We start from the raw sequence: 22,527 nt of genomic DNA on the forward strand, positions 1-22,527 counted from the left end.
TCCGCCGTGGGGTACAATTTAAGCCTTCCTTAACCCGGAAGTAACGCTTGTTGAGCTACATTCGCGAGCCTAGGGGTCGTGTCTCTCTATAGCTGGTTGAAAAATGGCGCCCAAAAGCATCTTTTCCAGTCTTGTCCGCGAGGCCGATGGCACATGGTCCACCGCCTATAACAGCTTCAACCTCAAGTCCGCCCTGCAGCCCATATTCCGTCGCACATCAGGCGGCCCGCTGGACATCGATTCCTTCGAAGGTCTTGTGCGCCCCCACCGCAACGGCGAACCGGTAACACCAGGTGAATTTTTCTCGCTGGTGGCACCGGAAGACATCGAAAATATCGACAGCATCCTGCGGACCGTCCACATTCTCAACACCGGCAGGCTCAGCCGCTCCCGCGCGCGCATCTTCGTCAATTTCCATCCCGGCCTGTTCCAGACGCCAGCCAAGATGCGGCAGGAAGTGGAGCGCATGCGTCTCGCAGCCCACGAGGCCGGCATGACGGCAGACCGTATCGTCTGCGAAATCTCCGAGAAGAAGGCCTCCGACACCCAGATGGTCGCAGATTTCGCCTACCACATGCACGATATCGGCTTTCGCGTGGCGCTCGATGACTACGGCGCCGGCGATACCGCCATCGAACGGGTAAAGCTCATCAAGCCGGACTATGTGAAATTCGAAGCGGGCTGGGTGCGCGACTTCATGCAGAATTCTGCGGGCGCCGCTCTCCTGCGCGTCATTGTCAGCCAGTTTCGGGAGGATGGGATAGAGCCGGTTTTCGAGGGGCTGGAAACCGGTTGGCAGGTGGAGCAATGTGAAGAACTCGGCGTTTTTCTGATGCAGGGCTACATTCTGGCAAAACCGGAACTTGCGCCCACCAGTTTCGACGCGCGCTTTCCCGAGCTGGGCAGCGCATATTTTTCCCCTGCCGCACGAATGGAAAAAGGCTCCGCGGCTTTTTTCCGTGAGGAGCGCACCTCTGACGCGCATCCCCTTCGCCAGACTCGGACCTTCGGAAAACGCGGCCTCTGACGCCAATTCCGGTTCAAAAACGCCCCCGCCACAATATTGCCGCAATAAATGCCGCGGAACGCCAGAATTCGGTCTCCAAGCCGTCCATTTCGAAGCCTCTTTTGTCCTTTAAGAACAGGGACAAGAGGCGACAGCCATGTTTACCAACGACCGCACTTCCGTTGAAAGGTTAAGGGCACAGAGAACGCTGTTTTCCCTCTGGATGGCGGTCGCGGCTTTTCTTGTCATCATCACCATGGCAGCCGGCATCGCGACATCGGCCAATGCGGCTGCGCAAGCGGTGGACACCCTGCATACCTCCGCCATACCGCAGGTGGCTGCGACGACGAAGGCAGGTCCGCATATCCTGCTCATCGTCCTCTCGGCCGCGGCGTTCGTCGGCCTCGGCCTTGGCGGCCTGATGCTTACCCGGCGCAGCCTGAAGGACGAGGCCCGCCGTTATAGATAACGGCCCTCCCCTCGACTTGCGGCATCGGCATGTTGCTGCTAAAGCACCCGGGAAACAGTCGTCCGACACAGCTGGATGACACCTCACAAAATCCCCTGTTTGCCCGGCCGTGACGTCAATGATCTCCCGGCCCCGCATTGCTGGTGCCAATAATGACGCGAATTCAGGCCAATATGCTGCTTCTGCTCGCCGCAGCAATCTGGGGAGGCGGCTTTGTCGCACAATCCTCAGCCATGGCCTCGATTGGCCCTTTCTGGTTCGTCGGTTTGCGTTTCGCCATCGCCGCCATCGCCGTGCTGCCCTTCGCGCTCATGGAAACCCGGTCCCTGAAATCACCGCCCCGCCCGCGTCAGATCGGCAGCTTCATTCTCGTCGGTCTTGCGCTGTTCGGCGGCGCCACCACCCAGCAGGTCGGGCTGCTGACCACGACGGTCACTAATTCCAGCTTCCTGACCGGGCTCTATGTCATTTTCGTGCCCGTGATTGCCGTTCTGCTTTACCGCCGTCACCCCCACTGGGTCGTCTGGCCCTGCGCGCTGATGATGCTCGGCGGTATATTCCTCCTTTCCGGCGGCGCCTTCGAGACGCTGACGAAAGGGGATATTCTCAGCATCATCTGCGCTTTCTTCTGGGCGATCCAGATTACGCTAGCAGGGCGCTTCGTCTCCGAAAGCGGCCGGCCGCTTGCGCTCTCCTGCACACAATTCGCGGTTTGCTCCCTTCTTAGTTGCATGATCGGCGTTGTGTCCGAACCGATCAGCATGGGCGCCATCGAGGCGTCGATAGTGGAAATTCTCTATGTCGGCCTCGTTTCTTCCGGCCTTGCCTTTGTGCTTCAGGTGATTGCCCAGCGCTACACAACAGCGCCGCAGGCCGCGATTTTCCTGTCGTCGGAGGCGCTCTTCGGCGCCCTGCTGGCCTCGATTTTCCTCAAGGAAACCATTTCCAGTGCCGGCTATGTCGGCTGCCTGATCATTTTCACCGCCATCCTGATCGTGGAATTGGTACCGGAACTGACGCGCAAACGGCAAAAAACCGCGACAGAAGCGGCGTGACGCGAAAAGAACTGTTTTTTCTGTTTTCTCGGGAAATCGCGGTCACGCGTCCAAATTTTTGCCGGGAAAGCTCAGACCGACCGGCAATTATTTCATCAACTATCACTTATGCGAAAAAAATGTGCGGTTCCCACGCGTAACTCTACCGCAGGTTTTTTATCTGACAAAAAGCCCGTAAAAACTTTTGCTTGCCAATTTTCGATAAACGCAGCAATCTACTGCGGTTCGGGCAATTTGCGAGCATGGGAAGGCCTATAAATTTGCGCACTGGGGACGCTATAAACCTCGGGCGGTGGGACGAAAAACGTTGGATGAGAACGCCATTACTTCCCGCTGCGAAGGTCCATTTTCTCAATAGTCAAAAACTGCCTGCCAACGCCCACGCGGGGCAAAACTGTAATGCTGCCTGTAGCTGAACGCGGGCAGAGCGAAAAGGACCTGATGCATGGCCGAAACTGGCACCGTAAAATTCTTCAATACAGACAAAGGCTTCGGCTTCATCAAGCCAGACAATGGTGGCGCTGATATCTTTGTTCACATCTCTGCCGTACAGGCTTCCGGCCTGTCCGGACTTTCAGAAAATCAGAAAGTGAGCTTCGACACGGAACCGGATCGTCGCGGCAAAGGGCCGAAGGCAGTCAATCTGCAGATTGCTGGCTGACCCTAAAACGGCTTTCTTTTCTAGTTGAAGCCCGGCAGGAATGCCGGGTTTTTTTGTGCGCGCCGCAGGCCGCAGCCGTCCGGCGCTCACAGTCCCTTGAGATAGGGGTTGGTCAGCCGCTCCTCACCCAGCCGTCCGCCCGGGCCGTGGCCGCAGATGAAACCGACATCGTCGCCAAGCGGCAGCAGCTTATCGCGAATGGACGCCATCAGCTGCTCGTGGTTTCCACCCGGCAGATCCGTGCGTCCCACCGACCCGGCAAACAGCACGTCGCCGACATGGGCGAAGTTCTGGTCGCGGTTGTAATAGATTACGTGACCAGGCGCGTGCCCCGGGCAATGATAGACCTCGAACACGTGATCGCCAAAGGAAACCTTGTCACCTTCCTTCAGCCATGAATCCGGCACGACGTTCTTCAGACCGCTGATGCCGTATTTCTGCGCCTGCACCTCAATTCTCTCCAGCAGGGGCCGGTCATCTTCATGCGGCCCGATCACCGGCAGGGAGAGTTTTTTGCGCAACTCATCCGCACCACCGGCATGGTCGAGATGGCCGTGCGTCAACCATATTTCCTTGAGCGTGATGCCGTTTTCAGCAACCACCTGAAGAATGACGTCCACATCCCCGCCAGGATCGACGACGACGCCTTCCTTGGTGTCCTGATCAAACAGGACGGTACAATTCTGCTCAAATGGCGTGACCGGAATAATCCCGGCCTGCAACTTTCCCATATCCCGTGTCTCCTGTCTGAAAGATCAGCCATCCTATAGCCCGCTACCGGTTGCGGCACAATGGCGACAGGTCGCCTTGTTCTCAGCGGCGAATTCACGAAGAAAATCCCTATTCCATACAGTTAGATAACACGAAGAGGCGGCTTGATGAGACATGATCTTCCCGAAAAATGTGGAACGCCCTGGGGATTGCGACGTTGTAGCACCAGTCTTGAAAGGAGTGAGACACATGGACAAGACGCTTAAAATGCTGATCGCTGGTGGCGCCTTCGCCTTGATGGCAGGCTATGCAAATGCCGCCATGGTCGCAACAACCGCCTCGGATATTTCTGTCCGGTCTGGCCCCGGTGACGACTATCCGGAAGTCGGCCTCGCCACGCGTGGCAGCAATGCCGTGCTGGACGGCTGCATGGAAGGCAGCAGCTGGTGTCGCATCGAGGTGAACGGTCTGCGCGGCTGGGCCCATGCCGATTACCTGAACGTGATGTATGAAGGTTCGCCCGTCATTCTCAAGGAACGCCGCACGGAACTCAGCGTGCCGGTCGTGACCTACGAAAAAACTTCGAGTGTCCAGGCTGAACCGAACCCCGGCGATCCGAATCTGGGCCGCGTCGGCGAAGTCGATCCGCCGCAGTCGGTCATCACCTATATCGACGAGCACCCTGCCGATACCATCACCTATGACGGTGACATTGCCGTTGGCAGCGTCCTGCCGGCCGATACCCGTCTGGTTGAAGTTCCAGATTATCAGTATCGGTATGTGCGGGTGAACGATGTACCTGTACTCGTAGAACCCTCGACACGTCGTATCGTCTACGTCTACCAGTAAGACGGCCATGACCACAGTAATGCTTGAGAGCGCGGAGTTTCCGCGCTCTTTTGTATTTGCGGTAAAGGTCGCTCAGGATTCCAGTTGCACCGGCACCCTCGCCATATTATCCACCGCAACAGAAAATGATCGCGGCATTCTCCCGAGCGGACGCATTTTCGGCTATGTTTACAGAATATTGGCGCATCGACGCCTGCAACATATGATCAGACAGCCGCAGAATATGAAGGAACCGCAGTGCCACCGCAATCGCTCAAAACCGCCGCCGCCAGACAGACACCGGCACTGCCGAAGGTTGACGACGGCAAGATTGACTTCGACACGATCGAAGCGCTGTTTTTCGCCTATCGCGATTTCGTCTCCGATCCCGACGTCATCCTGTCGAAACTTGATTATGGACGCGCGCATCACCGGGTGGTCTATTTTGTCAGCCGGCAGCCGGGCATGACCGTGGCGGATCTGCTCGATACGCTGCAGATCACCAAACAGAGCCTCGCCCGAGTGTTGAAGCAATTGATCGACGACGGTTACATCCGCCAGATGGCAGGTCCTGAAGACCGCCGCCAGCGCCGGCTCTATCCGACGCTGACAGGCCGCGAACTGGCGTTGGCGCTCAGCGAACCACAATCACGCCGCATCGACCGCGCGCTGGAAGGCCTCGGTCCCGATGCGCGCGCCTGCGTGCGCAAATTTCTGGCGCAGATGCGCAGCCCGGCGACGATGACCAGCGTGGAGGATGAGTGACGATGGCGCAAGCTCCGGCAAAACGTCCACCAGCGGACGACGATGCGGCTCATCTCCTGATCGTCGACGATGACGCTCGCATCCGCGATCTCCTGCAGCGTTTTCTTGGCGACAAGGGATATCGCATCTCCGTTGCGGCCGATGCAGCAGAAGCCCGCCGCAAGATGGTGGGCATCCGTTTCGATCTGCTGATCCTCGACGTGATGATGCCCGGAGAGAACGGGCTTTCGCTGACGCGCTCGCTGAACGAAGACAAATCCGTGCCGGTCATTCTTCTGACCGCCCGCTCGGAAGCGGATTCACGTATTGCCGGGCTGGAAGCGGGAGCGGACGATTATCTCGCCAAGCCTTTTGATCCGCGCGAACTGGTCCTGCGCATCAACAATATTCTGCGGCGCAACACCTCCCCGGACACGCCCAAGATCGAACAGATCATGTTCGGCCCCTACAGCTTCTCCATTCCCAGGAGGGAACTGCGGCGCGGTCCGGAAACGATCCGCCTGACAGATCGCGAACAGGAGATCATGCTGCTTTTTGCGCTACGCGCCGGCGATACCATTCCGCGGCACGAGCTGGTGGAAGCGGAGTCGGAAGTGGGCGAAAGAACGATCGACGTGCAGATCAACCGTCTTCGCCGCAAGATCGAGGACGACCCTGCCAACCCGGTCTATCTGCAAACGGTGCGTGGCATCGGTTACCGCCTCAGCGTGGACTGACGAGCACCCAACGAAGGGCGAACGCACGACCATGGCGAGCCTCGATTTTCTCGACACGTTTAAAAAAAGCGCCGTCGCAAAGACCTGGCGCTCCATCGGCAGATGGCTGCGACACTGGCTGCCCACCGGGCTTTACACCCGTTCGCTCCTCATCATCATCCTGCCGATGATCCTGCTGCAGGCCGTGGTCGCGGCCGTCTTCATGGAGCGCCACTGGCAGCTGGTGACCGAACGCCTTTCGGCAGCGGTGACCCGGGATATCGCCGCGATCATCGAACTTCTACAGACAGACCCCGAAGAGGATGACTATCAGCGGGTCATCCGCATCGCCCGCGACAAGCTGGGTCTCAGCGTCTATATTGAGCCCAAGACGGACCTGCCCGCGCCACGGCCGGAGCCGCTGTTCTCGATTCTCGATACCATCCTCGCAAACCAGCTCAGCCAACAGATCGGCAGGCCCTTCTGGATCGATACCTATGGCAACGGCTCACTGGTGGAAATCCGTGTCCAGCTCGATGACAAGACGCTCCGCGTCTTCACCAGCAGAAGCGCGGCCTATGCCTCCAATACCCACATCTTCCTTGTCTGGATGGTTGGCGCATCGCTGGTGCTCATCGCCATTTCGATCCTCTTCCTGCGCGGCCAGATCAAGCCGATAGAAGCGCTTGCCAAGGCGGCGGAGAATTTCGGCAAGGGCCAGAAGGTCAGCGCCTATTCTCCCCGCGGCGCGGATGAAGTACGCCGGGCGGGCCTTGCCTTCATCCTGATGCGGGAGCGCATTGAACGGCAGATGGAGCAGCGCACCGCCATGCTGAACGGTGTCAGCCACGACCTGCGCACCATCCTCACCCGCTTCAAGCTGCAGCTGGCGCTCGCCGGCGACAATCCGGATATCGAGGGGCTCGACAAGGATGTGGAAGACATGCAGTCGATGCTGGAAGCCTATCTGACCTTTGCCCGTACCGATGTGGAAGAGGATGTCGGCACGCTGGAGCTTCCCGCACTTCTCGAAAAAATCGGCCATGATTTCGAACTGCACGGCAAGAAATTCAGCTACGAACTCTATAATATCGAGAGGATCATCGCGCGACCGAACGCACTTTCACGGCTCGTCGCCAATCTCGCCGAAAATGCCCGGCGTTACGCCAGCAACCTCCACGTCGATATCCGCAAGGCGCCACGCTCCATTATCATGACCTTTGACGATGACGGACCGGGCATTCCGGAGAATTCACGCGAGGATGTATTCAAGCCGTTTTTCCGACTGGACGAGGCGCGCAACCTCAATGCCTCGGGCACCGGCCTTGGCCTTTCCATCGTCCGCGACATCGCCCGCAGCCATGGCGGCGACGTGTCGCTGGATAAAAGCCCGATGGGCGGATTGAGGGTTATCGTCAAAATCCCGGCTTGACGGCAGGCCGCCAATCAGCACATTTTCTCGCCGTTAGGCACCGGCCTTTCAACCGCAGCGAGTACGATATCTCCATTGGCGTCGGCAAAGCCAAGCGTCAGGACCTCGGAGCGGAACGGCCCGATCTGGCGCGGCGGAAAATTCACCACGCCCAGAACCTGCCGGCCGATAAGGCTTTCCGGCGTATAGTGCACCGTGATCTGCGCCGAGGACTTCTTGATGCCGATCTCCGGCCCGAAATCGATCTTCACCTTGATTGCGGGTTTGCGCGCCTCGGGAAAAGGCTCGGCTTCCACGATCGTACCGACGCGGATATCCACCTTCTCGAAATCGGCATAGGAAATTTCGCCGCTCATCGCCCGCCTCCTCAGCCCGCCAGTTCTTCAGCGCGGGTCTTGGCAGCGGCGACCGCCCTGTCGAACAGGGGCTGCATGCCGTCTTCGGCCATCAGCACGGAAAGTGCGGCAGCCGTGGTGCCGCCCGGCGAAGTCACATTCTGGCGCAGGCGCGCCGCCTCGTCGGAGGACTGGTGCAGAAGCTCGCCGGCGCCAGCCACGGTTTCACGCGCCAGACGCATGGCCACATCCGCCGGCAGACCTGCTTTGCGGCCGGCTTCAGCCATGCATTCCACGAGATAAAAGACATAGGCTGGCCCACTGCCCGAAACCGCGGTCACGGCATCGATATCGCTTTCGGCATCCACCCATTCGACCGGACCGCTGACCTTCAGCAATCCGTCCACCACGGCTTTAAGCTCGGGTGTCACAAGTTCATTTGCATATGCGCCGGTAACACCACGGCCCACCATCGCTGGCGTATTGGGCATGGCGCGCACCGCGGCAATCGCACCGAAATGCGAAACGAAGGTGGCAATGGTGGTGCCCGCCGCGATGGAAACGACGACCGTTTCCGGGCCCAGCAGGGGCTTCAGCGAAGGCAGCACTGCTTCCATCATCTGCGGTTTCACTGCCACGAAAAGAATGCCGGCCTTGACGCCTTCAGGCGCGCTTTCGCTATGGGCCGCACCCGCTTCCGTAATCGTTGTGCGCATGGCGTCGGAGGGCCGCGGGTCAACGACAATGACCTGCGATCCCGGCACGCCCTTTTTCAGCCAGCCAGACAGCATGGCGCCGCCCATATTGCCGGCGCCCACGAGGACGAGCGGCCCGGAAGCCTTGTACACCATGTTACGCTTCTCCAACGGTCTCGAACATGACCGCTTCGATTGCACTTTTCGCATCCAGACCCGACCAGACGACGAACTGGAATGCCTGATAATATTGCTCGCAGGCCTCCAGCGCGCTGGAGAGCAGCACTTCTACCTGCTGGTTGTTCGGCTCGGCACCGCCTGACAGAAGCAGCGACTGGCGGAAGATCACGACATCTTCCTGCCGCCACAGATCGAAATGCCCCATCAGCACCTGACCGTTGACCTGCGACAGCAGGCAAATGACTTCGTTGACACGGTGATCGGGCACCTTGATGTCGAAGGCGCAGGCAAGATGCAGCGCTTCGAAATCTTCCATCCACGCAAACGAAACGTGATAATCGGCCCAGTGGCCCGCCACAGTCATGGCGATCTCGTCCTCGCCCGAACGCTCGAACGACCAGTCATTCGAGGCAGCGACAATCTCGATCATATCGACGGGATTGGACTGACGCTCAATTTCAAATTCTATCAGACTCATGCGGCACCTTCTCAGCCGGTCGGAATGTCGTGTTTTGAACGCCGGGCACAAAACGCACATACAAACCGGGATAAACATTTGAGACGATTGCCCGACACCACCAGAATAACGCATTCACCCTGTCTGGAGCTTACCGGTCTTTTCGAATCATCATTTAAAATCAGTGTATAATGGCCGAGTCCCGCTGCCACCCCTCGCTCGCCATTTTTGCTTTTTGAGCAGTGGATATCTTCTCCCCCATCACCTCAGGCGAGAGTCTTAAGCGACTCTGCCGATTGTGTTTTTTGGAAGTGTCCACAGGCCCAAAAAATTCGCGTCTGAGCACGACTTTCGGCAACCGGAGATCAAGTCGGCCACAGAGAGCCGAAAAACAAAAAGCCCCGGAATCGCCTGCGATCCGGGGCTTCTGAGAAAAGTGATGAAGAATCAGTCCTTCGTGGCCGAAAGCTTTGCTTCGAGAGCCTCGATCCGGGCGCGCAGGGCGTCATTTTCATCCCGCGCCTGGATAGCCATCTCCCGCACGACGTCGAATTCCTCGCGCCGGACGACATCCAGACTGTTCAGCCAGCGATCGGCCTGTGCGTGGAACGCAGCCTCGGCTTCCTTGCGCACGCCCTGGGCCGCGCCGGCCGCATCCGTCATCAGCTTGGCGAATTCATCCAGAAAACGATTGGTGCCTGTCGTGCTCATGGCGCTCATCCTTCGTCGGTTCAGGGGCATCGTCTTGCCCGCTGTTGATAGCATTCAGGTAGGCACTCCACCGTCGCCTTGCAAGCGAAATCGAAAAAATCCCAAGAGCTTGCGTCACCTTTGGTATGTTGAGCCATAGCTTAAAGAATCACCTTGACCGCCGCCACCGCAATCGCCATTTTCCTTGGCGTCAAAGAACCGGTGAGCATCATCGCCCGGTCCTTTGAGACAATGGATGATCCGTTGTCCGCCCAGCAACGATGACGGAATATATACGGATTGATAGCCGCTCCCACTTCACTCGCCATCATGCCCTTCCCGAACATCGACCCGATAGCGTTGTCCATCGGTCCGCTGGCGATCCACTGGTACGGCATCGCCTATGTTGCGGGGATCATGCTCGGCTGGCTTTACGCCCGCCGCCTCGCCCGCACGGATCGCCTGTGGCCTAACGACGCCTCACCCATCTCGGCGCAGCATCTTGACGATTTCATCCTGTGGGCTGCTGGCGGCATCGTGCTCGGTGGACGCATCGGCTACATCCTGTTCTACGATCTCGCTGCGGTCGCCGCCAATCCCATCAGAGCCATCGAAATATGGAATGGCGGCATGTCGTTCCATGGCGGCCTGATCGGCACGACGATCGCCATGCTTCTTTTCGCCCGCAAGAACGACATTCCTGTCTGGAGCATGTTCGATATCGTCGCGGCCGTGGCGCCCATCGGGCTGCTCTTCGGGCGCATTGCCAATTTCATCAATGGCGAGTTGTGGGGCCGCATTGCCGATGTGCCATGGGCGGTCGTCTTTCCCACAGGCGGCCCTTTCGCGCGCCATCCGAGCCAGCTTTATGAGGCTGGCCTCGAAGGCCTCGTGTTGGCCATCGTTCTGGCCATCGCCATTTACGCCTTCAAGGCTCTGAAGCGGCCCGGCACCGTCACTGGCATCTTCGTCTGCGGTTATGCGCTGTCACGCATCTTCGTGGAATTCTTTCGCGAACCGGACGCGCAGATCGGTTACCTCGCCGGCAACTGGCTGACCATGGGCATGGTTCTGTCCACTCCAATGTTCCTTCTGGGCCTCTGGGCCGTCCTGCGCGCGCGCCGCGCGACAAAAGTCGCCTAAAGCGGTATGGCCAGCCATGACCACACCGCTCGCGCAACGCATCAAATCACTTATCCGGCTCAACGGTCCGCTTAGCGTAACCGACTTCTTTTCACTTTGCCTCGCCGATCCGGAACATGGCTATTACAAGAGCCGCGAGCCCTTCGGCCGTTCGGGTGATTTCATCACCGCCCCGGAGGTGAGCCAGCTTTTCGGTGAAATGCTTGGTGTTTTCGTGGTTCATGCGTGGCAGAGGCACGGTGCACCCGCTGAAACCCGGCTGGTGGAAATCGGCCCCGGCCGCGGCACCATGATGGCGGACATGCTGCGCGTCATCCGCCGCATCGCGCCGCCGCTCTATGAGACGATGCGGGTGCATCTGGTGGAGACAAGCCCCCGCCTTTCCGCCATCCAGAAGGAAACGCTGGCCGAACATGCGGGTCGACTGGCATGGCATGACAGTTTCGACGATGTGCCTGATGGTTTCCTGCTGCTTGTCGCCAACGAACTTTTCGACGCCATTCCGATCCGGCAATTCGTCAGGACGCCGCAGGGTTTCCGCGAACGCGTGGTCAGCCTCGATGCCAATGGCGACCTCGTCTTCTCCACGGGTCTTGCCAGCATAGACCCGGCGCTGCTTCCGCCGCAGCCCGAACGGCAGCCGCTTGGCACGATATTCGAGATTTCGCCTGCCCGGGAAGCGGTGATGACCGCAATCTGCCAGCGCCTGTCCGCCCATGGCGGCACCGCGCTCGCCATTGATTACGGCCATCTGGTTGCCGGCTATGGCGACACGCTGCAGGCCATGCGCAACCATGCCTTCGATCCGCCGCTCGCCCATCCAGGCGAAGCCGATCTGACCAGCCATGTCGATTTCGACAGTCTTGTGAAAACGGCCGAGGCGACCGGTGTTCACGTTAACGGCACCCTGAGACAGGGCGATTTCCTCTACGGCCTCGGCCTCAAGGAACGGGCCGGCGCGCTCGCCGCCAAGGCAACCGCGGACCAGACCCTCGCCATCGCCGAAGCCGTCAACCGCCTCGCCGGCGAAGGCGCCGGCAAGATGGGGGAACTTTTCAAAGTCATCGCCGTTTCCAGTCCCGCGCTCCATCTTCTGCCGTTTCGTGCGGTGGATTGACAGCGTAATAACCTCTGGGCCAACATCGTCGCGACACACGAAGCAGGCACACTGCATCACACACGCCGCGCAACGCCGCGGCAACAGGAAACATCTCGCTTGACCCTGCTCCACTGGGCTACAGCGAAATTCTCCAAGGAACTCCCGCACCATGCAGAACGTAACGCTGCCGCTCCCCATCCAGAGTCCCCTCCTCGCCGCCTTCGATAAAAATCGCATCCGCCATGGCTTTTTCACCCGGCAGGGCGGCGTTTCCGATGGTCTTTATCAAGGCCTCAATGTCGGGCTCGGATCTGATGACGAGCCGGAACGGGTGCAGGAAAACCGCCGCCGCGTAACCCAATGGTTCGGCCTTGCCCCAGACCGCCTCGCCACGGTCCATCAGGTCCACTCCCCCGAGGTTGTCGTGGTTGACGGAACCTATGACGGCAGCCGTCCGCAGGCAGATGCGATGGTGACAGCGACACCCGGTTTCGTCCTCGGCGTGTTGAGCGCCGATTGCGGCCCCATCCTGTTCGCCGATGCGGAAGCGGGCGTCGTGGGTGCCGCCCATGCCGGCTGGAAGGGTGCTTTGTTCGGCGTGCTGGAAAACACGATCGAGGCGATGACGAAGCTCGGGGCCAGCCGCGATCGTATTGCTGCCTCGCTCGGCCCCTCCATCAGCCAGGACAATTATGAGGTCGGGCCGGAATATGTCGCGCGTTTCACCGATATCGAGCCCGCTTACGCGGATTATTTCTCCAGAGCGGAGAAAGAGGGCCACGCCTTGTTCGATCTCAAGCAGTTCACCATCGACCGCCTGACCAAAGCCGGTGTGAAGGCGGAAAATCTTGGTCTCTGCACCTACCCGGACGAAGAACGCTTCTATTCCTACCGCCGCACCACCCACCGCGCCGAACCCGATTACGGCCGGCAGATTTCCGCAATCGCAATTCTGGAGGACTAAGATGGCCCTGCATTTCGAGCTTTCGGAATTCGATGCCCGCCGCGAGCGCCTGCTCGCGAAAATGGCCGAGGAGAAGCTGGATGCGCTGCTGCTTTTCGCCCAGGAAAGCATGTACTGGCTGACCGGCTACGATACTTTCGGCTACTGCTTCTTCCAGACGCTGGTGGTGAAATCGGACGGCTCCATGACGCTGCTGACACGCTCGGCCGATCTGCGTCAGGCCCGCAATACTTCGATCATCGAGAACGTCCTCCTCTGGGTCGATCGACCCAATGCCGACCCGACGCTCGATCTCAAAAACCTGCTGAGCGATCTGGACCTTCTGGGCGCAAAGATCGGCGTGGAATATGACACCCACGGCATGACCGGCCGTGTCGCCCGCCTGCTGGATCACCAGCTTGCGAGCTTCGGCCAGATGGCCGATGCGTCGTATCTCGTCAGCACCCTCAGGCTCGTCAAAAGTCCCGCCGAAATCGCCTATGCCCGCAAGGCTGGCCAGCTGGCCGATGAGGCTCTCGATGCAGCATTGCCGCTCATCAAGCCCGGCGCGGACGAGGCCGCCATTCTTGCGGCAATGCAGGGTGCCGTGCTCGCGGGCGGCGGCGACTACCCCGCCAATGAATTCATCATCGGCTCAGGCGCGGATGCGCTTCTATGCCGCTACAAGGCAGGCCGTCGTGTCCTCGACAACAAGGATCAGTTGACACTGGAATGGGCCGGCGTCAGCGCCCATTACCATGCCGCCATGATGCGCACGGTGGTGATCGGCGAACAAGACTTCCGCCAGAAGGAGCTTTACAGCGCCTGCCTGCAAAACCTCACCGCCATCGAGGAGGTGCTGCGGCCGGGCAAGACCTTTGGCGATGTCTTCGATGTGCATGCCCGCGTCATGGACGAGCGCGGCCTCACCCGCCATCGGCTGAACTCCTGCGGTTACTCGCTCGGCGCGCGTTTTTCGCCCTCCTGGATGGAGCATCAGATGTTCCATGCCGGCAACCCGCAGGAGATCACGCCCGACATGACACTCTTCGTGCATATGATCGTGATGGATTCCGATTCCGGCACGGCCATGACGCTCGGCCAGACATATCTGACCACGGACGGCGCGCCGGAGCCACTGTCGCGTCACAGCCTCGATCTTCTCACAGCTTAAATCGCCCCCGGGTTTGACACAGCGGGAAAACCGCCCTTACATTGCGCCACCTTGGGCAAGAAGGAGCGGAACATGAGAGGGAAAATCGCATGAGCCGGTTGGGGGTTGCCCTCATCGTTCCGGCTTTGGCACTGATCCTGTCCGGCTGCAACACCACGGAAGCGCTGACGCCACAGGTGGATGTCGGCCACAATGCATCACAGTCGACGCCGGTAACACAGGGTGATCTCGACCAGATGGCGGCAGCCGCCGACCGCGCACCCGCAGGCGGGCCGGCAATCGCATCGTCCGTCCCTGCCTATGCACCCCAGAACTCCCTGCAGGCACAGGCACAGGCGCTGTCCAATGGCAGCCAGTACGGGGAACCGCTCCGTCAGAACCAGACAGCGGCCGCGGCCCCCGCCGTCACGCAACAACCGCCATCACAGCAGACGGCTTCCCTTGCACCTGCCACCGCCGCGAATTCCATCCGCTTCCTGCCCATCATCGGCGCACCGGTACAGGCGGTGACACCGCTATCCCGCCAACTGGGGGCCGAAGCGCGGGCCAAAGGGCTGACAATCCGCGCATCCAACGACAATTCCGCCGAAAATATTCTGAAGGGATATTTTTCCGCCTTTGCCGATGGCGGCAAGGTCAATGTCGTATACGTGTGGGACATTCTCGACGCCAATGGCGTGCGGCTGCACCGCCTGCAGGGGCAGGAGGCAGTGACCGCGCGAGGCAGTGATCCATGGGCCGCCGTGACCGACAAAGTCATGCAGGACATCGCTGCAAAAACACTCAACGACTACACGTCATGGAAGCAGTCTCAAAGCGGATGAGGTGAAACGACGGGAGAAGTCACAGAGATTTCACGAAAATCATTGTGAAAGCGCGGAGTCCTCTTGCAATCGGAAGCAACAGCGCTATTAAGGCGCGCATGGCAACAAGGCGTATCCGGCAAAGGCTTTTCAGCCGGATGTTCCTCCCCTTGAACGACGCTTGGTTACGGCGGATTGAGCCCCGTGGCGCAAGGCGATGGCATGGAAACAGGCGGCCGCAATGAAGGTTTTCGCAGGCAATTCGAACCGGCACCTTGCCGAAGCGATCTGCAAGTATCTTAATGTTCCTCTCGGAAATGCCACTGTAAAGCGGTTTGCTGACCAGGAAATATTCGTAGAAATCAGCGAGAACGTGCGCGGCGAGGACGTCTTTATCGTCCAGTCCACCTCCTTCCCGGCAAATGATCATCTGATGGAACTGCTCATCATGATCGATGCCATGCGCCGCTCCTCGGCCAAACGAATTACCGCGGTGCTTCCCTATTTCGGTTACGCCCGCCAGGACCGCAAAGCCGGCCCCCGCACTCCGATTTCCGCCAAGCTCGTTGCCAATCTCATTACCGAAGCCGGCGCCGACCGCGTTCTCACCCTCGATCTTCATGCCGGACAGATCCAGGGCTTTTTCGATATCCCCACCGACAATCTCTTTGCAGCACCGATTCTCGCCCGCGACGTGAAGGATCACTACGACACCAACAATGTCATGGTCGTTTCGCCTGACGTCGGCGGCGTGGTTCGCGCCCGTGCGCTGGCCAAGCGCCTCGACTGTCTTCTGGCCATCGTCGACAAGCGCCGTGACCGTCCCGGCGAATCCGAAGTCATGAACGTCATCGGCGATGTCTCCGGCAAGGACTGCATCCTCATTGACGACATCGTCGATTCCGGCGGCACGCTCTGCAACGCCGCTGAAGCCCTGCTGAAAAAGGGCGCGACCAGCGTTACTGCCTATATCACCCATGGCGTACTGTCCGGCGGCGCGGTGGCCCGCGTGGCCTCTTCCAAGCTGCGCGAACTCGTCATCACCGACAGCATCCAGCCGACCACCGGTGTCCAGTCCGCGCATAATATCCGCGTGGTGAGCACCGCCGGCCTGCTCGGCGAAGCAATCAACCGGACCGCGCAGGAACAGTCGGTTTCCGGCCTGTTCGACTGAATAAATTCAGCAATCACGCTGAGGGTTGCCTACGTCTGCCGGTTTTTCCGGCATGCGCTTGAGCCAAAGTGGGCGCATATTCACTCAACGTGATCCTCGGCCTTGTGCCGAGGAGCTAACCACGTCGATAAAATCAAGGCGCGCGGGCAATAGGGACAACCCCGAGGATAAGTCGGAACTGTCTTGCCGCTCGCTCCCACCCAAGCGATGCTGCACCTCGAACTCCCAACTAAGACGACGCCGCACCCGTGTCCGGGGGCCGTTGGAGACGGGTGGCTGCAGCCCTGATTTTCGGCCACCAGCCCCGAACGCGGGTAAGTATGGCGTGGCGGCCATTGCGCCAAAGGCTGATCGTATCGGCCGAGATGGCAGCACCGCTGAAGAGGTGACGGTGGTGGCTTATCGCCAGCACCCGGTACAGAAACAGTGTCGTCAGGGCCGAAAATAGGATGGACATCACCACATCGCTGAGGAAATGCCCGCCGGCCGCGATGCGAAGACCGGACATGAGAATGATTGCCCCGGCGGCAAGGGCACCAACTACCCATCGCCCATAGGGCCGCAGGCGCGGCCAGACAAGCACACAGAGGGGCAGGAAAAAACTCGCGATCAGCGCGGTTTCACCCGAAGAAAACGAACAGTTCGAATAGCATTGCGTGCTGAACTGAAAAGGTGGCGTGAAAAGCTGATGCCCGCCAAATTCGGTAACGCTGAACGGACGCGCGCGACCGATCATGGCCTTCAGCACGCCGTTGACCAGCAGCCCGGCACAGAGGATCACAGGGCCACAAAGGAACGCCCAGACTCGCCAGCCGGTTCGCTGCGAAGTGCCGAGCCGGAGATTGCCGACGAGGACCAGGAAAGTCAGAAGCGCGGCGAGCTCGACACCTTCCCGCAACGTGTCGCGCAGCCATTCGGGAAACGGCTCCCGGCCAGGCCATGGCTGGCCCACCGGCGAGAAAAACAGGGCGGAAAAGCGCAGATCTATAGAGGGAAAGGTCGCAAACAGGATCACCAGCGCAAGCGCTGCGAACGTAACCCAGATGGTGATCCGCATATGCGAGAGATCATTGTCCATTGGCGCTCTCCGGGATGCACTGTGGTGGCAGGCGCCACAGCCCGATTTCCCTGCCCTCGACAAAGCCCGGGCCGGCGGTCCAGTGCGCCACCGGCGCCTCGCCTGCAAGACACGCCGGCAAGCCATCGGCACTTGCCAGAAACAGCGGATTTTTCGCTTCGCCCGGCTTCAATGGATAAAGAAGGGCATAATGGCTGGACGGCACGCCGGTTTCCGGAAGCCCACGCGTCAACATCTGTTTCTCGTCCCGCAACTGGTAAAAGAGTTCGGCCAATATCGAACGATCATTGGCGACAATAGCGTCCGCACCTGCTTCACGCGCCCGCGACAGGCCGGTCGATACCAGCTCGGAGCTTCCAAGATAACGTGCCATCGCCAGTTTACCGTTCGGCAGGCGCAAGCCCGTTCCCACTATCGTCACCAGCGGCAGCGCGATTGCGACGATGCCGCCGAGGACCAGTGTGGATACGATGAGCCAACGTCGCGATGCCAGGATCGGCACCGCCAGCAGTACGCCTGCCGCATAAGCTCCCACCGCCCAATTGGCGAGTGCCCGCGACATGAGGCCCTGTGCCGTGATCAAAAGCACGATCGGTACAGAAAGAGCGACGAGCGCCCGTGCTTCACCGGTTTTTGCGCGGATTGTCGCAACAATCATGCCGACGAAGACGTATGGCCCAACCACACCTGCCTGGGAAAAGAAGAATTCAAGCGCGGAGCCGATCTTGAGTTGGACACCGTGCCAGTTGGCATTGTCGGCGGTGTGGCGTGCCGTCATGAAATCATGGGCCGCATTCCACCACAGATTGGGCGCGATGACGGCAACGCAGACGAGCGCAGCAATGGCCGCGTCACGCAGCCGGATCCGCCATGCTTCGCAAAGCCAGCCGGCGGCGATGAAGCACGGCAGAAAATAGATCATCGCATATTTCGACATCAGCCCGAGGCCGAAACAGAGACCCAGAGCGATGCTCCAACCCAACGCCGCCCTGCCCTCGCTGCGGGCGAGCGCAAGCTTGCGCACGGATATCATCGACAGCACGATGAACAGCATCATCGGCGTATCGGTCGAGATCAGCAGGCTGCCGAGCGTCACGGCTGGCAAGGTCAGATAGATCACCGCCGCAAGCGAGGCCAGCCTGACATCATAGATCATGCGGCCGAGCACAAAAATGGCCGCCGCCGCAACGCCATGCACGACGGGTGCGGCGAGCCGCACCTGAAACGTGCCCTCCCCGCCGCCCAGAATGGTGGCCGCACGAATAAGCCAGCCGATGAGCGGTGGCTTGGAATAGGCACCGAGCGCCATTTCGCGACCCCACAGCCAGTATTGCGCCTCATCGACAAAAAGGTCGGTGCGGTTGAAGGCGAGCCCAAGGACGCGCAGGGCAGTTACGAGGACAATCGCCGAAAACGCGAATGTCAGCCATTGGCGCTCAACGCCTGCCCGCGCATAAGGCAGGGTCGTCGCCTCATGCATGCTGGCGGCGTTCTGCATGGATCAACCAGAGATTTCGAGCATAGATAAAGAGGCCGGATGCCTGCCCGAGAACAAAGACCGGATCGCGCCGCCACAGTGCATAGGAGAGCAGCACCACACCGCCAAGAATCGAAAAATACCAGAAAGCCACCGGCATGACCGACCGGTTCGCCCGTTCCGATGAAATCCATTGAACCAGAAAACGCATGGTGAACAGCATCTGGCCCATGAAACCGGTCAAGACCCATACGAATTCTTCCCAGCTGTTCACATGCAGCATGGACCATAAAGCCGGTACGTTCACGGCAATGTCTCCGTTATGAAAGTTTCAGCCCAGCTTGACCGCTTGCGCCGGCGCAAAAGCCATGCGACGCCGATCAGGTCGTGGATGCCCACCAGCGCCCGGCCGATATTGGTATAATGGGAATTTCCATGCAGCCGCGCCCGGTGCGTGACGTCGACATGGGCGACCTGCCAGCCGTCACGATTGAACAGCGCCGGGAAGTAGCGGTGGTGATGGTCGAAATAGGGCAAAGCGAGGTAGGCGTCGCGGCGAAAGGCCTTGAGGCCGCAGCCGGTATCGCGCGTGCCATCCTTCAAAATTCGCGCCCGAAGCCCGTTGGCAAAGCGGGAGGAAAGGCGTTTTCCCAGCGTGTCGCGCCGGCCGACGCGCTGGCCGGCCACCAGCCCAAGCCGGCGCGGTGCATTGGCGGACAGAAGCGGTGCAAGAAGTGCCGGCAGATTATCCGGCGGATTCTGGCCGTCGCCGTCCAGCATACATACGATAGGCGCGCGCGCCGCCTGCACTCCGCTGTGGATCGCAGCCGATTGACCGCCCTGGCGGTCGTGCCGCACCAGCCGCAACATGCTGTAACGGGCAGCGAGCGCCATAACCGCTTCCGCCGTGCGGTCAGAAGAAGCGTCATCCACCACAACGATCTCGAAGCGGCCGACCGGCGCACAGGCGCTCACGATCTCTGCCACCAGCGTTTCAACGCTCGCTTCTTCATTGTGCATGGGCACGACAACGGCAAAATCCGGGGCAGATCGCAAATTGGCTCCGTCACATCCGTCTGCGCGGGTTCCGCAAACATCATCGATTGTGGCGAGAGAAGGAGCGTGAAAAGCTTGCATGAACATGAACAGCCGTTGATCTTCGCTGGATATGCGCCCGTTCTGTTGCAGTTTTATTACGTGGTGCCTATCGGCGCGGCTCTTCGATTTTTTCACGCCATGCGGGAAATTATCCTACAATTCCCTGTCCTTTAACGCGACCGTAAACAATTTTTGCAACGGTACGGCCACGTTTTTTGGGGGGAGGAAAACAGGATGCCGGGTGGAAATCCGACTGCTGTCAAAGCTAAATCATTGTCAATCAAAGCCAAATTTGCCGCGCTCGTTACCGGTGCGACACTGGTTTCCTGCCTGTCGGTGGGGCTGCTGTCCTACGAGATGGGTAAATCGGGGCTGATCGACGCCAGCAAGATCAGGCTCGAAACGGTTGCAGGCAACCAGTCCAAGCAGCTTGATGCCTATACGTTGCGCGTCGAACAGAGCATTTCCGAACTGTCGCAGAATGCCGCGGTGGCCCAGGCGCTGGAAACAATGACCACCGTTGTTCCAACGGAAAAGGACGCCATCATCCAGGCTTTCCGCCGAGAGGGCGTCTCCGAAGAGGAGCGCGCCTCCTTCAACGGCGAAGGGTTGCGGCTGCTCTACGCCATTCGTCATGCGACCATCAACGCCGCCATTGCCAGCGTCTGGCGTAATACCCGCGTCAGCGATATCTACGTGATCGACAAGAACGGCCTGATTATCTATTCCGTGACCAAGGGAAAGAACTTCCTGACCAATGTAACGGAACCGCAGAACGCCGCGATCAAGGAGCTGTTCGACCGCATCGAAGCCGGCAAGGACGGCGTCGTCAGCACCACGGGCTTCAGCGATGGCGAGAATAATTCGGCCATGATCGGCATGCCGCTCGCCGTCTCCAACTGGGGTCAGCTCCAGCGCAAGGGTGCCGTTATCATGCGCATCGCCGCCGATCGCATCGGCGCGGTGGTGACGCCCGAGGAAACCGGCAAGACCATCGACGACGCCGTTCTCCTGAGCGCCGACGGGAAACTCAGGGCTGGCGTCCTCTCGGGCGGTGCGGATGCTGCCGTTTCCGAAAGTCTCGCTGCCCTTTCCAACGTAAACGACGCCGGAACGGTCATGGCGCAGACCCCTGCGGGCAATATCTTCTATGCCTATCGTCCGGTCGCCGTCTTCGGACAGAAACATCTTCTTGCCATCGGCCAGCAGGAAAGCAAGGTTCTCGCCGCTGCCAACGATCTCGCCTTCTGGGCAGCGGTCGCAACGCTGGCCGTACTTGCAATAATGACGCTGATCGGGATTTTCGTTTCCGCGAGCCTGACCAAGCCGTTGACCGGACTAGCCGGTCTTATGGAACGCCTGAACGGCGGTGAAAACAACATCGAGATCAAGGCAGTTTCCCGTGGCGACGAGATCGGCACCATGGCTCGCGCGCTGGAATCCTTCCGCCAGGGCATTCTGGACAAGCAGCGGATGGAAGCCGAAGCCCACCGCAAGGGTGAAGAACTGGACGAGGAACGCGCCCAGCGCGAGATGGAGAAGGCAAGAAGCGCCAGGGAACTGGAAGAAGCCGTGGACGCGCTCGCCACCGGTCTTGCCAATCTCGCCGCCGGCAGGCTCGATCTTCGCATCGAAAAATCCTTCGTTCCGTCACTCGATCATCTGCGCATCGACTTCAACAACTCCATGGCAGGGCTGGAAGCGACGATCTCCAATATCGGCGGAAGCGCCAATGCCATCCGCTCCGGTTCCGGCGAGCTGAAAAGCGCCTCGGAAGACCTGTCGCGGCGCACAGAACGTCAGGCAGCAGCCCTCGAGGAGGCGGCAGCGGCGCTCGGAGACATGACGCAGGCTGTCAATCTGTCGCTGTCGCGCTGCAATGTCGCCGTCGCCGCTACGGCGGATACGATGCAGGATGCCCATAGATCAACGGCTGTCGTCAAAGAAGCGATCGTTGCCATGGAACGCATCGAGACCTCTTCGGCCAAAATCCGCCAGATCATCGATGTCATCGACCAGATTGCCTTCCAGACCAATCTTCTGGCGCTGAATGCCGGTGTTGAAGCAGCGCGCGCCGGCGAGGCCGGCAAGGGCTTTGCAGTTGTGGCGCAGGAAGTTCGCGAACTGGCCCAGAAATCGGCCGCCGCCGCCCGCGACATCACGCAGCTCATCGCCACCTCTGCGGGTGATGTGGAAAGCGGTGTGGCGCTGGTGCTGAAGACCGGTGAAAGCCTGGAACAGATCCAGAAACGCATCCAGTCGGTCAACGACCAGATCGGCGAAATCGCCACCGCGTCGCGCGAACAATCCGGCCGTCTCAGCGAGATCAATGCCTCCGTCAATGAACTCGACCACGTGACGCAGCAGAACGCCGCCATGGTGGAGGAGACAACGGCCGCCGCCTTCTCGCTCGCCAACGAGGCGGATGGCCTGACCGAACAGGTGGGGCAATTCTCCGTGGGCGATCCCCGCCGGCGAGACCAGCGTTACGCGGCGTGATGCGAAACAAAAAGGGCCGGAGGCAAAACCTCCGGCCTTTTATTTTGCCTGAAAACCCGA

At 59.8% G+C, this 22,527-nt stretch carries 24 protein-coding genes; 15 read left to right on the top strand and 9 right to left on the bottom strand.

Annotated features, from left to right (window positions below; genetic code table 11):
- Window positions 1-103: 103 nt before the first annotated feature.
- The 4 genes from QE453_RS19310 to QE453_RS19325 all read left to right on the top strand — a co-directional run bounded on the left by QE453_RS19310 (window position 104) and on the right by QE453_RS19325 (window position 3,191).
- Entirely contained in the window at window positions 104-1,027 is a 924-nt protein-coding gene (locus QE453_RS19310) for an EAL domain-containing protein (protein ID WP_309777726.1), read from the top strand.
- Between the two features lie 136 nt (window positions 1,028-1,163).
- Window positions 1,164-1,475 (top strand): hypothetical protein, encoded by a 312-nt coding sequence (locus tag QE453_RS19315; protein WP_004442924.1) that lies wholly within the window; start codon window positions 1,164-1,166, stop codon window positions 1,473-1,475.
- Window positions 1,476-1,627: 152 nt separating this feature from the next.
- Window positions 1,628-2,530: a DMT family transporter gene (locus tag QE453_RS19320; RefSeq protein WP_309777728.1), complete on the top strand. Its 903-nt coding sequence runs from the start codon at window positions 1,628-1,630 to the stop codon at window positions 2,528-2,530.
- A gap of 445 nt (window positions 2,531-2,975) precedes the next feature.
- Window positions 2,976-3,191, top strand: coding sequence for a cold-shock protein (locus QE453_RS19325; RefSeq protein ID WP_003494703.1), 216 nt, complete (start codon window positions 2,976-2,978; stop codon window positions 3,189-3,191).
- 86 nt (window positions 3,192-3,277) lie between these two features.
- On the opposite strand, the gene QE453_RS19330 is transcribed toward QE453_RS19325, so the two are convergent.
- Window positions 3,278-3,922, bottom strand: coding sequence for an MBL fold metallo-hydrolase (locus QE453_RS19330; RefSeq protein WP_309777730.1), 645 nt, complete (start codon window positions 3,920-3,922; stop codon window positions 3,278-3,280).
- A 229-nt stretch (window positions 3,923-4,151) separates the two neighbouring features.
- Here QE453_RS19330 and QE453_RS19335 point away from each other — a divergent pair, with 229 nt between their 5' ends.
- The 4 genes from QE453_RS19335 to QE453_RS19350 all read left to right on the top strand — a co-directional run bounded on the left by QE453_RS19335 (window position 4,152) and on the right by QE453_RS19350 (window position 7,622).
- Complete coding sequence (locus QE453_RS19335) at window positions 4,152-4,751, top strand: DUF1236 domain-containing protein (protein ID WP_004442927.1); 600 nt, start codon at window positions 4,152-4,154, stop codon at window positions 4,749-4,751.
- A gap of 237 nt (window positions 4,752-4,988) precedes the next feature.
- The gene (locus QE453_RS19340) at window positions 4,989-5,495 is read left to right on the top strand and encodes a MarR family winged helix-turn-helix transcriptional regulator (protein WP_004442928.1); all 507 of its coding nucleotides are present in this window, start codon (window positions 4,989-4,991) and stop codon (window positions 5,493-5,495) included.
- Window positions 5,496-5,497: 2 nt separating this feature from the next.
- Entirely contained in the window at window positions 5,498-6,211 is a 714-nt protein-coding gene (locus QE453_RS19345; protein ID WP_006699625.1) for a response regulator, read from the top strand.
- 31 nt (window positions 6,212-6,242) lie between these two features.
- The gene (locus QE453_RS19350; RefSeq protein ID WP_309778186.1) at window positions 6,243-7,622 is read left to right on the top strand and encodes an ATP-binding protein; all 1,380 of its coding nucleotides are present in this window, start codon (window positions 6,243-6,245) and stop codon (window positions 7,620-7,622) included.
- Window positions 7,623-7,636: 14 nt separating this feature from the next.
- Here QE453_RS19350 and QE453_RS19355 read toward each other — a convergent pair whose 3' ends face one another.
- From QE453_RS19355 to QE453_RS19370, 4 genes are all read right to left on the bottom strand, one after another.
- Window positions 7,637-7,978 (bottom strand): tRNA-binding protein, encoded by a 342-nt coding sequence (locus QE453_RS19355; RefSeq protein WP_004442931.1) that lies wholly within the window; start codon window positions 7,976-7,978, stop codon window positions 7,637-7,639.
- An 11-nt stretch (window positions 7,979-7,989) separates the two neighbouring features.
- Window positions 7,990-8,808 (bottom strand): pyrroline-5-carboxylate reductase, encoded by an 819-nt coding sequence (gene proC, locus QE453_RS19360; RefSeq protein ID WP_004442932.1) that lies wholly within the window; start codon window positions 8,806-8,808, stop codon window positions 7,990-7,992.
- A gap of 1 nt (window position 8,809) precedes the next feature.
- A complete protein-coding gene (locus tag QE453_RS19365) occupies window positions 8,810-9,310 on the bottom strand; it encodes a YbjN domain-containing protein (protein WP_004442934.1) in 501 nt (166 codons plus the stop codon).
- Between the two features lie 426 nt (window positions 9,311-9,736).
- Window positions 9,737-10,000 (bottom strand): accessory factor UbiK family protein, encoded by a 264-nt coding sequence (locus QE453_RS19370; protein ID WP_004442935.1) that lies wholly within the window; start codon window positions 9,998-10,000, stop codon window positions 9,737-9,739.
- A gap of 309 nt (window positions 10,001-10,309) precedes the next feature.
- Here QE453_RS19370 and lgt point away from each other — a divergent pair, with 309 nt between their 5' ends.
- The 6 genes from lgt (at window position 10,310) to QE453_RS19400 (ending at window position 16,315) form a co-directional block, all read left to right on the top strand.
- The gene (gene lgt, locus QE453_RS19375) at window positions 10,310-11,122 is read left to right on the top strand and encodes a prolipoprotein diacylglyceryl transferase (RefSeq protein ID WP_309778187.1); all 813 of its coding nucleotides are present in this window, start codon (window positions 10,310-10,312) and stop codon (window positions 11,120-11,122) included.
- Between the two features lie 16 nt (window positions 11,123-11,138).
- A complete protein-coding gene (locus QE453_RS19380) occupies window positions 11,139-12,239 on the top strand; it encodes a class I SAM-dependent methyltransferase (protein WP_309777731.1) in 1,101 nt (366 codons plus the stop codon).
- 151 nt (window positions 12,240-12,390) lie between these two features.
- Window positions 12,391-13,185, top strand: coding sequence for a peptidoglycan editing factor PgeF (gene pgeF, locus QE453_RS19385; RefSeq protein ID WP_004442938.1), 795 nt, complete (start codon window positions 12,391-12,393; stop codon window positions 13,183-13,185).
- A gap of 1 nt (window position 13,186) precedes the next feature.
- Window positions 13,187-14,338, top strand: coding sequence for a Xaa-Pro peptidase family protein (locus QE453_RS19390; RefSeq protein WP_004442939.1), 1,152 nt, complete (start codon window positions 13,187-13,189; stop codon window positions 14,336-14,338).
- An 89-nt stretch (window positions 14,339-14,427) separates the two neighbouring features.
- Window positions 14,428-15,162 (top strand): hypothetical protein, encoded by a 735-nt coding sequence (locus tag QE453_RS19395; protein WP_137068869.1) that lies wholly within the window; start codon window positions 14,428-14,430, stop codon window positions 15,160-15,162.
- A gap of 220 nt (window positions 15,163-15,382) precedes the next feature.
- Window positions 15,383-16,315 (top strand): ribose-phosphate pyrophosphokinase, encoded by a 933-nt coding sequence (locus QE453_RS19400; RefSeq protein WP_003522877.1) that lies wholly within the window; start codon window positions 15,383-15,385, stop codon window positions 16,313-16,315.
- A gap of 229 nt (window positions 16,316-16,544) precedes the next feature.
- Here QE453_RS19400 and QE453_RS19405 read toward each other — a convergent pair whose 3' ends face one another.
- Genes QE453_RS19405 through QE453_RS19420 form a run of 4 tightly spaced genes read right to left on the bottom strand, consistent with a single transcriptional unit; the run spans window position 16,545 to window position 20,013 of the window.
- Window positions 16,545-17,393: a phosphatase PAP2 family protein gene (locus QE453_RS19405; protein WP_037089792.1), complete on the bottom strand. Its 849-nt coding sequence runs from the start codon at window positions 17,391-17,393 to the stop codon at window positions 16,545-16,547.
- Window positions 17,383-18,891 carry a glycosyltransferase family 39 protein gene (locus QE453_RS19410; protein WP_244455571.1) on the bottom strand — a complete coding sequence of 503 codons (1,509 nt, stop codon included), beginning with the start codon at window positions 18,889-18,891 and terminating at the stop codon, window positions 17,383-17,385. Before QE453_RS19410 ends, QE453_RS19405 begins: the two co-directional genes overlap by 11 nt.
- Window positions 18,866-19,153, bottom strand: coding sequence for a lipid-A-disaccharide synthase N-terminal domain-containing protein (locus tag QE453_RS19415; RefSeq protein WP_035209260.1), 288 nt, complete (start codon window positions 19,151-19,153; stop codon window positions 18,866-18,868). Before QE453_RS19415 ends, QE453_RS19410 begins: the two co-directional genes overlap by 26 nt.
- 20 nt (window positions 19,154-19,173) lie before the next feature.
- Window positions 19,174-20,013 carry a glycosyltransferase family 2 protein gene (locus QE453_RS19420; RefSeq protein WP_309777734.1) on the bottom strand — a complete coding sequence of 280 codons (840 nt, stop codon included), beginning with the start codon at window positions 20,011-20,013 and terminating at the stop codon, window positions 19,174-19,176.
- A gap of 189 nt (window positions 20,014-20,202) precedes the next feature.
- On the opposite strand from QE453_RS19420, the gene QE453_RS19425 reads away from it, so the two are divergent.
- Window positions 20,203-22,467 carry a methyl-accepting chemotaxis protein gene (locus QE453_RS19425; protein WP_045532019.1) on the top strand — a complete coding sequence of 755 codons (2,265 nt, stop codon included), beginning with the start codon at window positions 20,203-20,205 and terminating at the stop codon, window positions 22,465-22,467.
- Window positions 22,468-22,527: the final 60 nt, after the last annotated feature.

The sequence above is a fragment of the Agrobacterium sp. SORGH_AS_0440 genome (assembly GCF_031453135.1).
GTDB lineage: Bacteria > Pseudomonadota > Alphaproteobacteria > Rhizobiales > Rhizobiaceae > Agrobacterium > Agrobacterium pusense.

Excerpts from the sequence above, each read along its gene's own strand:
- QE453_RS19310 (WP_309777726.1), top strand. The coding sequence starts at position 104 with ATGGCGCCCAAAAGCATCTTTTCCAGTCTTGTCCGCGAGGCCGATGGC.
- QE453_RS19315 (WP_004442924.1), top strand. The coding sequence starts at position 1,164 with ATGTTTACCAACGACCGCACTTCCGTTGAAAGGTTAAGGGCACAGAGA.
- QE453_RS19320 (WP_309777728.1), top strand. The coding sequence starts at position 1,628 with ATGACGCGAATTCAGGCCAATATGCTGCTTCTGCTCGCCGCAGCAATC.
- QE453_RS19325 (WP_003494703.1), top strand. The coding sequence starts at position 2,976 with ATGGCCGAAACTGGCACCGTAAAATTCTTCAATACAGACAAAGGCTTC.
- QE453_RS19330 (WP_309777730.1), bottom strand. The coding sequence starts at position 3,922 with ATGGGAAAGTTGCAGGCCGGGATTATTCCGGTCACGCCATTTGAGCAG.
- QE453_RS19335 (WP_004442927.1), top strand. The coding sequence starts at position 4,152 with ATGGACAAGACGCTTAAAATGCTGATCGCTGGTGGCGCCTTCGCCTTG.
- QE453_RS19345 (WP_006699625.1), top strand. The coding sequence starts at position 5,498 with ATGGCGCAAGCTCCGGCAAAACGTCCACCAGCGGACGACGATGCGGCT.
- QE453_RS19350 (WP_309778186.1), top strand. The coding sequence starts at position 6,243 with ATGGCGAGCCTCGATTTTCTCGACACGTTTAAAAAAAGCGCCGTCGCA.
- QE453_RS19355 (WP_004442931.1), bottom strand. The coding sequence starts at position 7,978 with ATGAGCGGCGAAATTTCCTATGCCGATTTCGAGAAGGTGGATATCCGC.
- proC (WP_004442932.1), bottom strand. The coding sequence starts at position 8,808 with ATGGTGTACAAGGCTTCCGGGCCGCTCGTCCTCGTGGGCGCCGGCAAT.
- QE453_RS19365 (WP_004442934.1), bottom strand. The coding sequence starts at position 9,310 with ATGAGTCTGATAGAATTTGAAATTGAGCGTCAGTCCAATCCCGTCGAT.
- QE453_RS19370 (WP_004442935.1), bottom strand. The coding sequence starts at position 10,000 with ATGAGCACGACAGGCACCAATCGTTTTCTGGATGAATTCGCCAAGCTG.
- lgt (WP_309778187.1), top strand. The coding sequence starts at position 10,310 with ATGCCCTTCCCGAACATCGACCCGATAGCGTTGTCCATCGGTCCGCTG.
- QE453_RS19380 (WP_309777731.1), top strand. The coding sequence starts at position 11,139 with ATGACCACACCGCTCGCGCAACGCATCAAATCACTTATCCGGCTCAAC.
- pgeF (WP_004442938.1), top strand. The coding sequence starts at position 12,391 with ATGCAGAACGTAACGCTGCCGCTCCCCATCCAGAGTCCCCTCCTCGCC.
- QE453_RS19390 (WP_004442939.1), top strand. The coding sequence starts at position 13,187 with ATGGCCCTGCATTTCGAGCTTTCGGAATTCGATGCCCGCCGCGAGCGC.
- QE453_RS19395 (WP_137068869.1), top strand. The coding sequence starts at position 14,428 with ATGAGCCGGTTGGGGGTTGCCCTCATCGTTCCGGCTTTGGCACTGATC.
- QE453_RS19400 (WP_003522877.1), top strand. The coding sequence starts at position 15,383 with ATGAAGGTTTTCGCAGGCAATTCGAACCGGCACCTTGCCGAAGCGATC.
- QE453_RS19405 (WP_037089792.1), bottom strand. The coding sequence starts at position 17,393 with ATGGACAATGATCTCTCGCATATGCGGATCACCATCTGGGTTACGTTC.
- QE453_RS19410 (WP_244455571.1), bottom strand. The coding sequence starts at position 18,891 with ATGCAGAACGCCGCCAGCATGCATGAGGCGACGACCCTGCCTTATGCG.
- QE453_RS19415 (WP_035209260.1), bottom strand. The coding sequence starts at position 19,153 with ATGCTGCATGTGAACAGCTGGGAAGAATTCGTATGGGTCTTGACCGGT.
- QE453_RS19420 (WP_309777734.1), bottom strand. The coding sequence starts at position 20,013 with ATGTTCATGCAAGCTTTTCACGCTCCTTCTCTCGCCACAATCGATGAT.
- QE453_RS19425 (WP_045532019.1), top strand. The coding sequence starts at position 20,203 with ATGCCGGGTGGAAATCCGACTGCTGTCAAAGCTAAATCATTGTCAATC.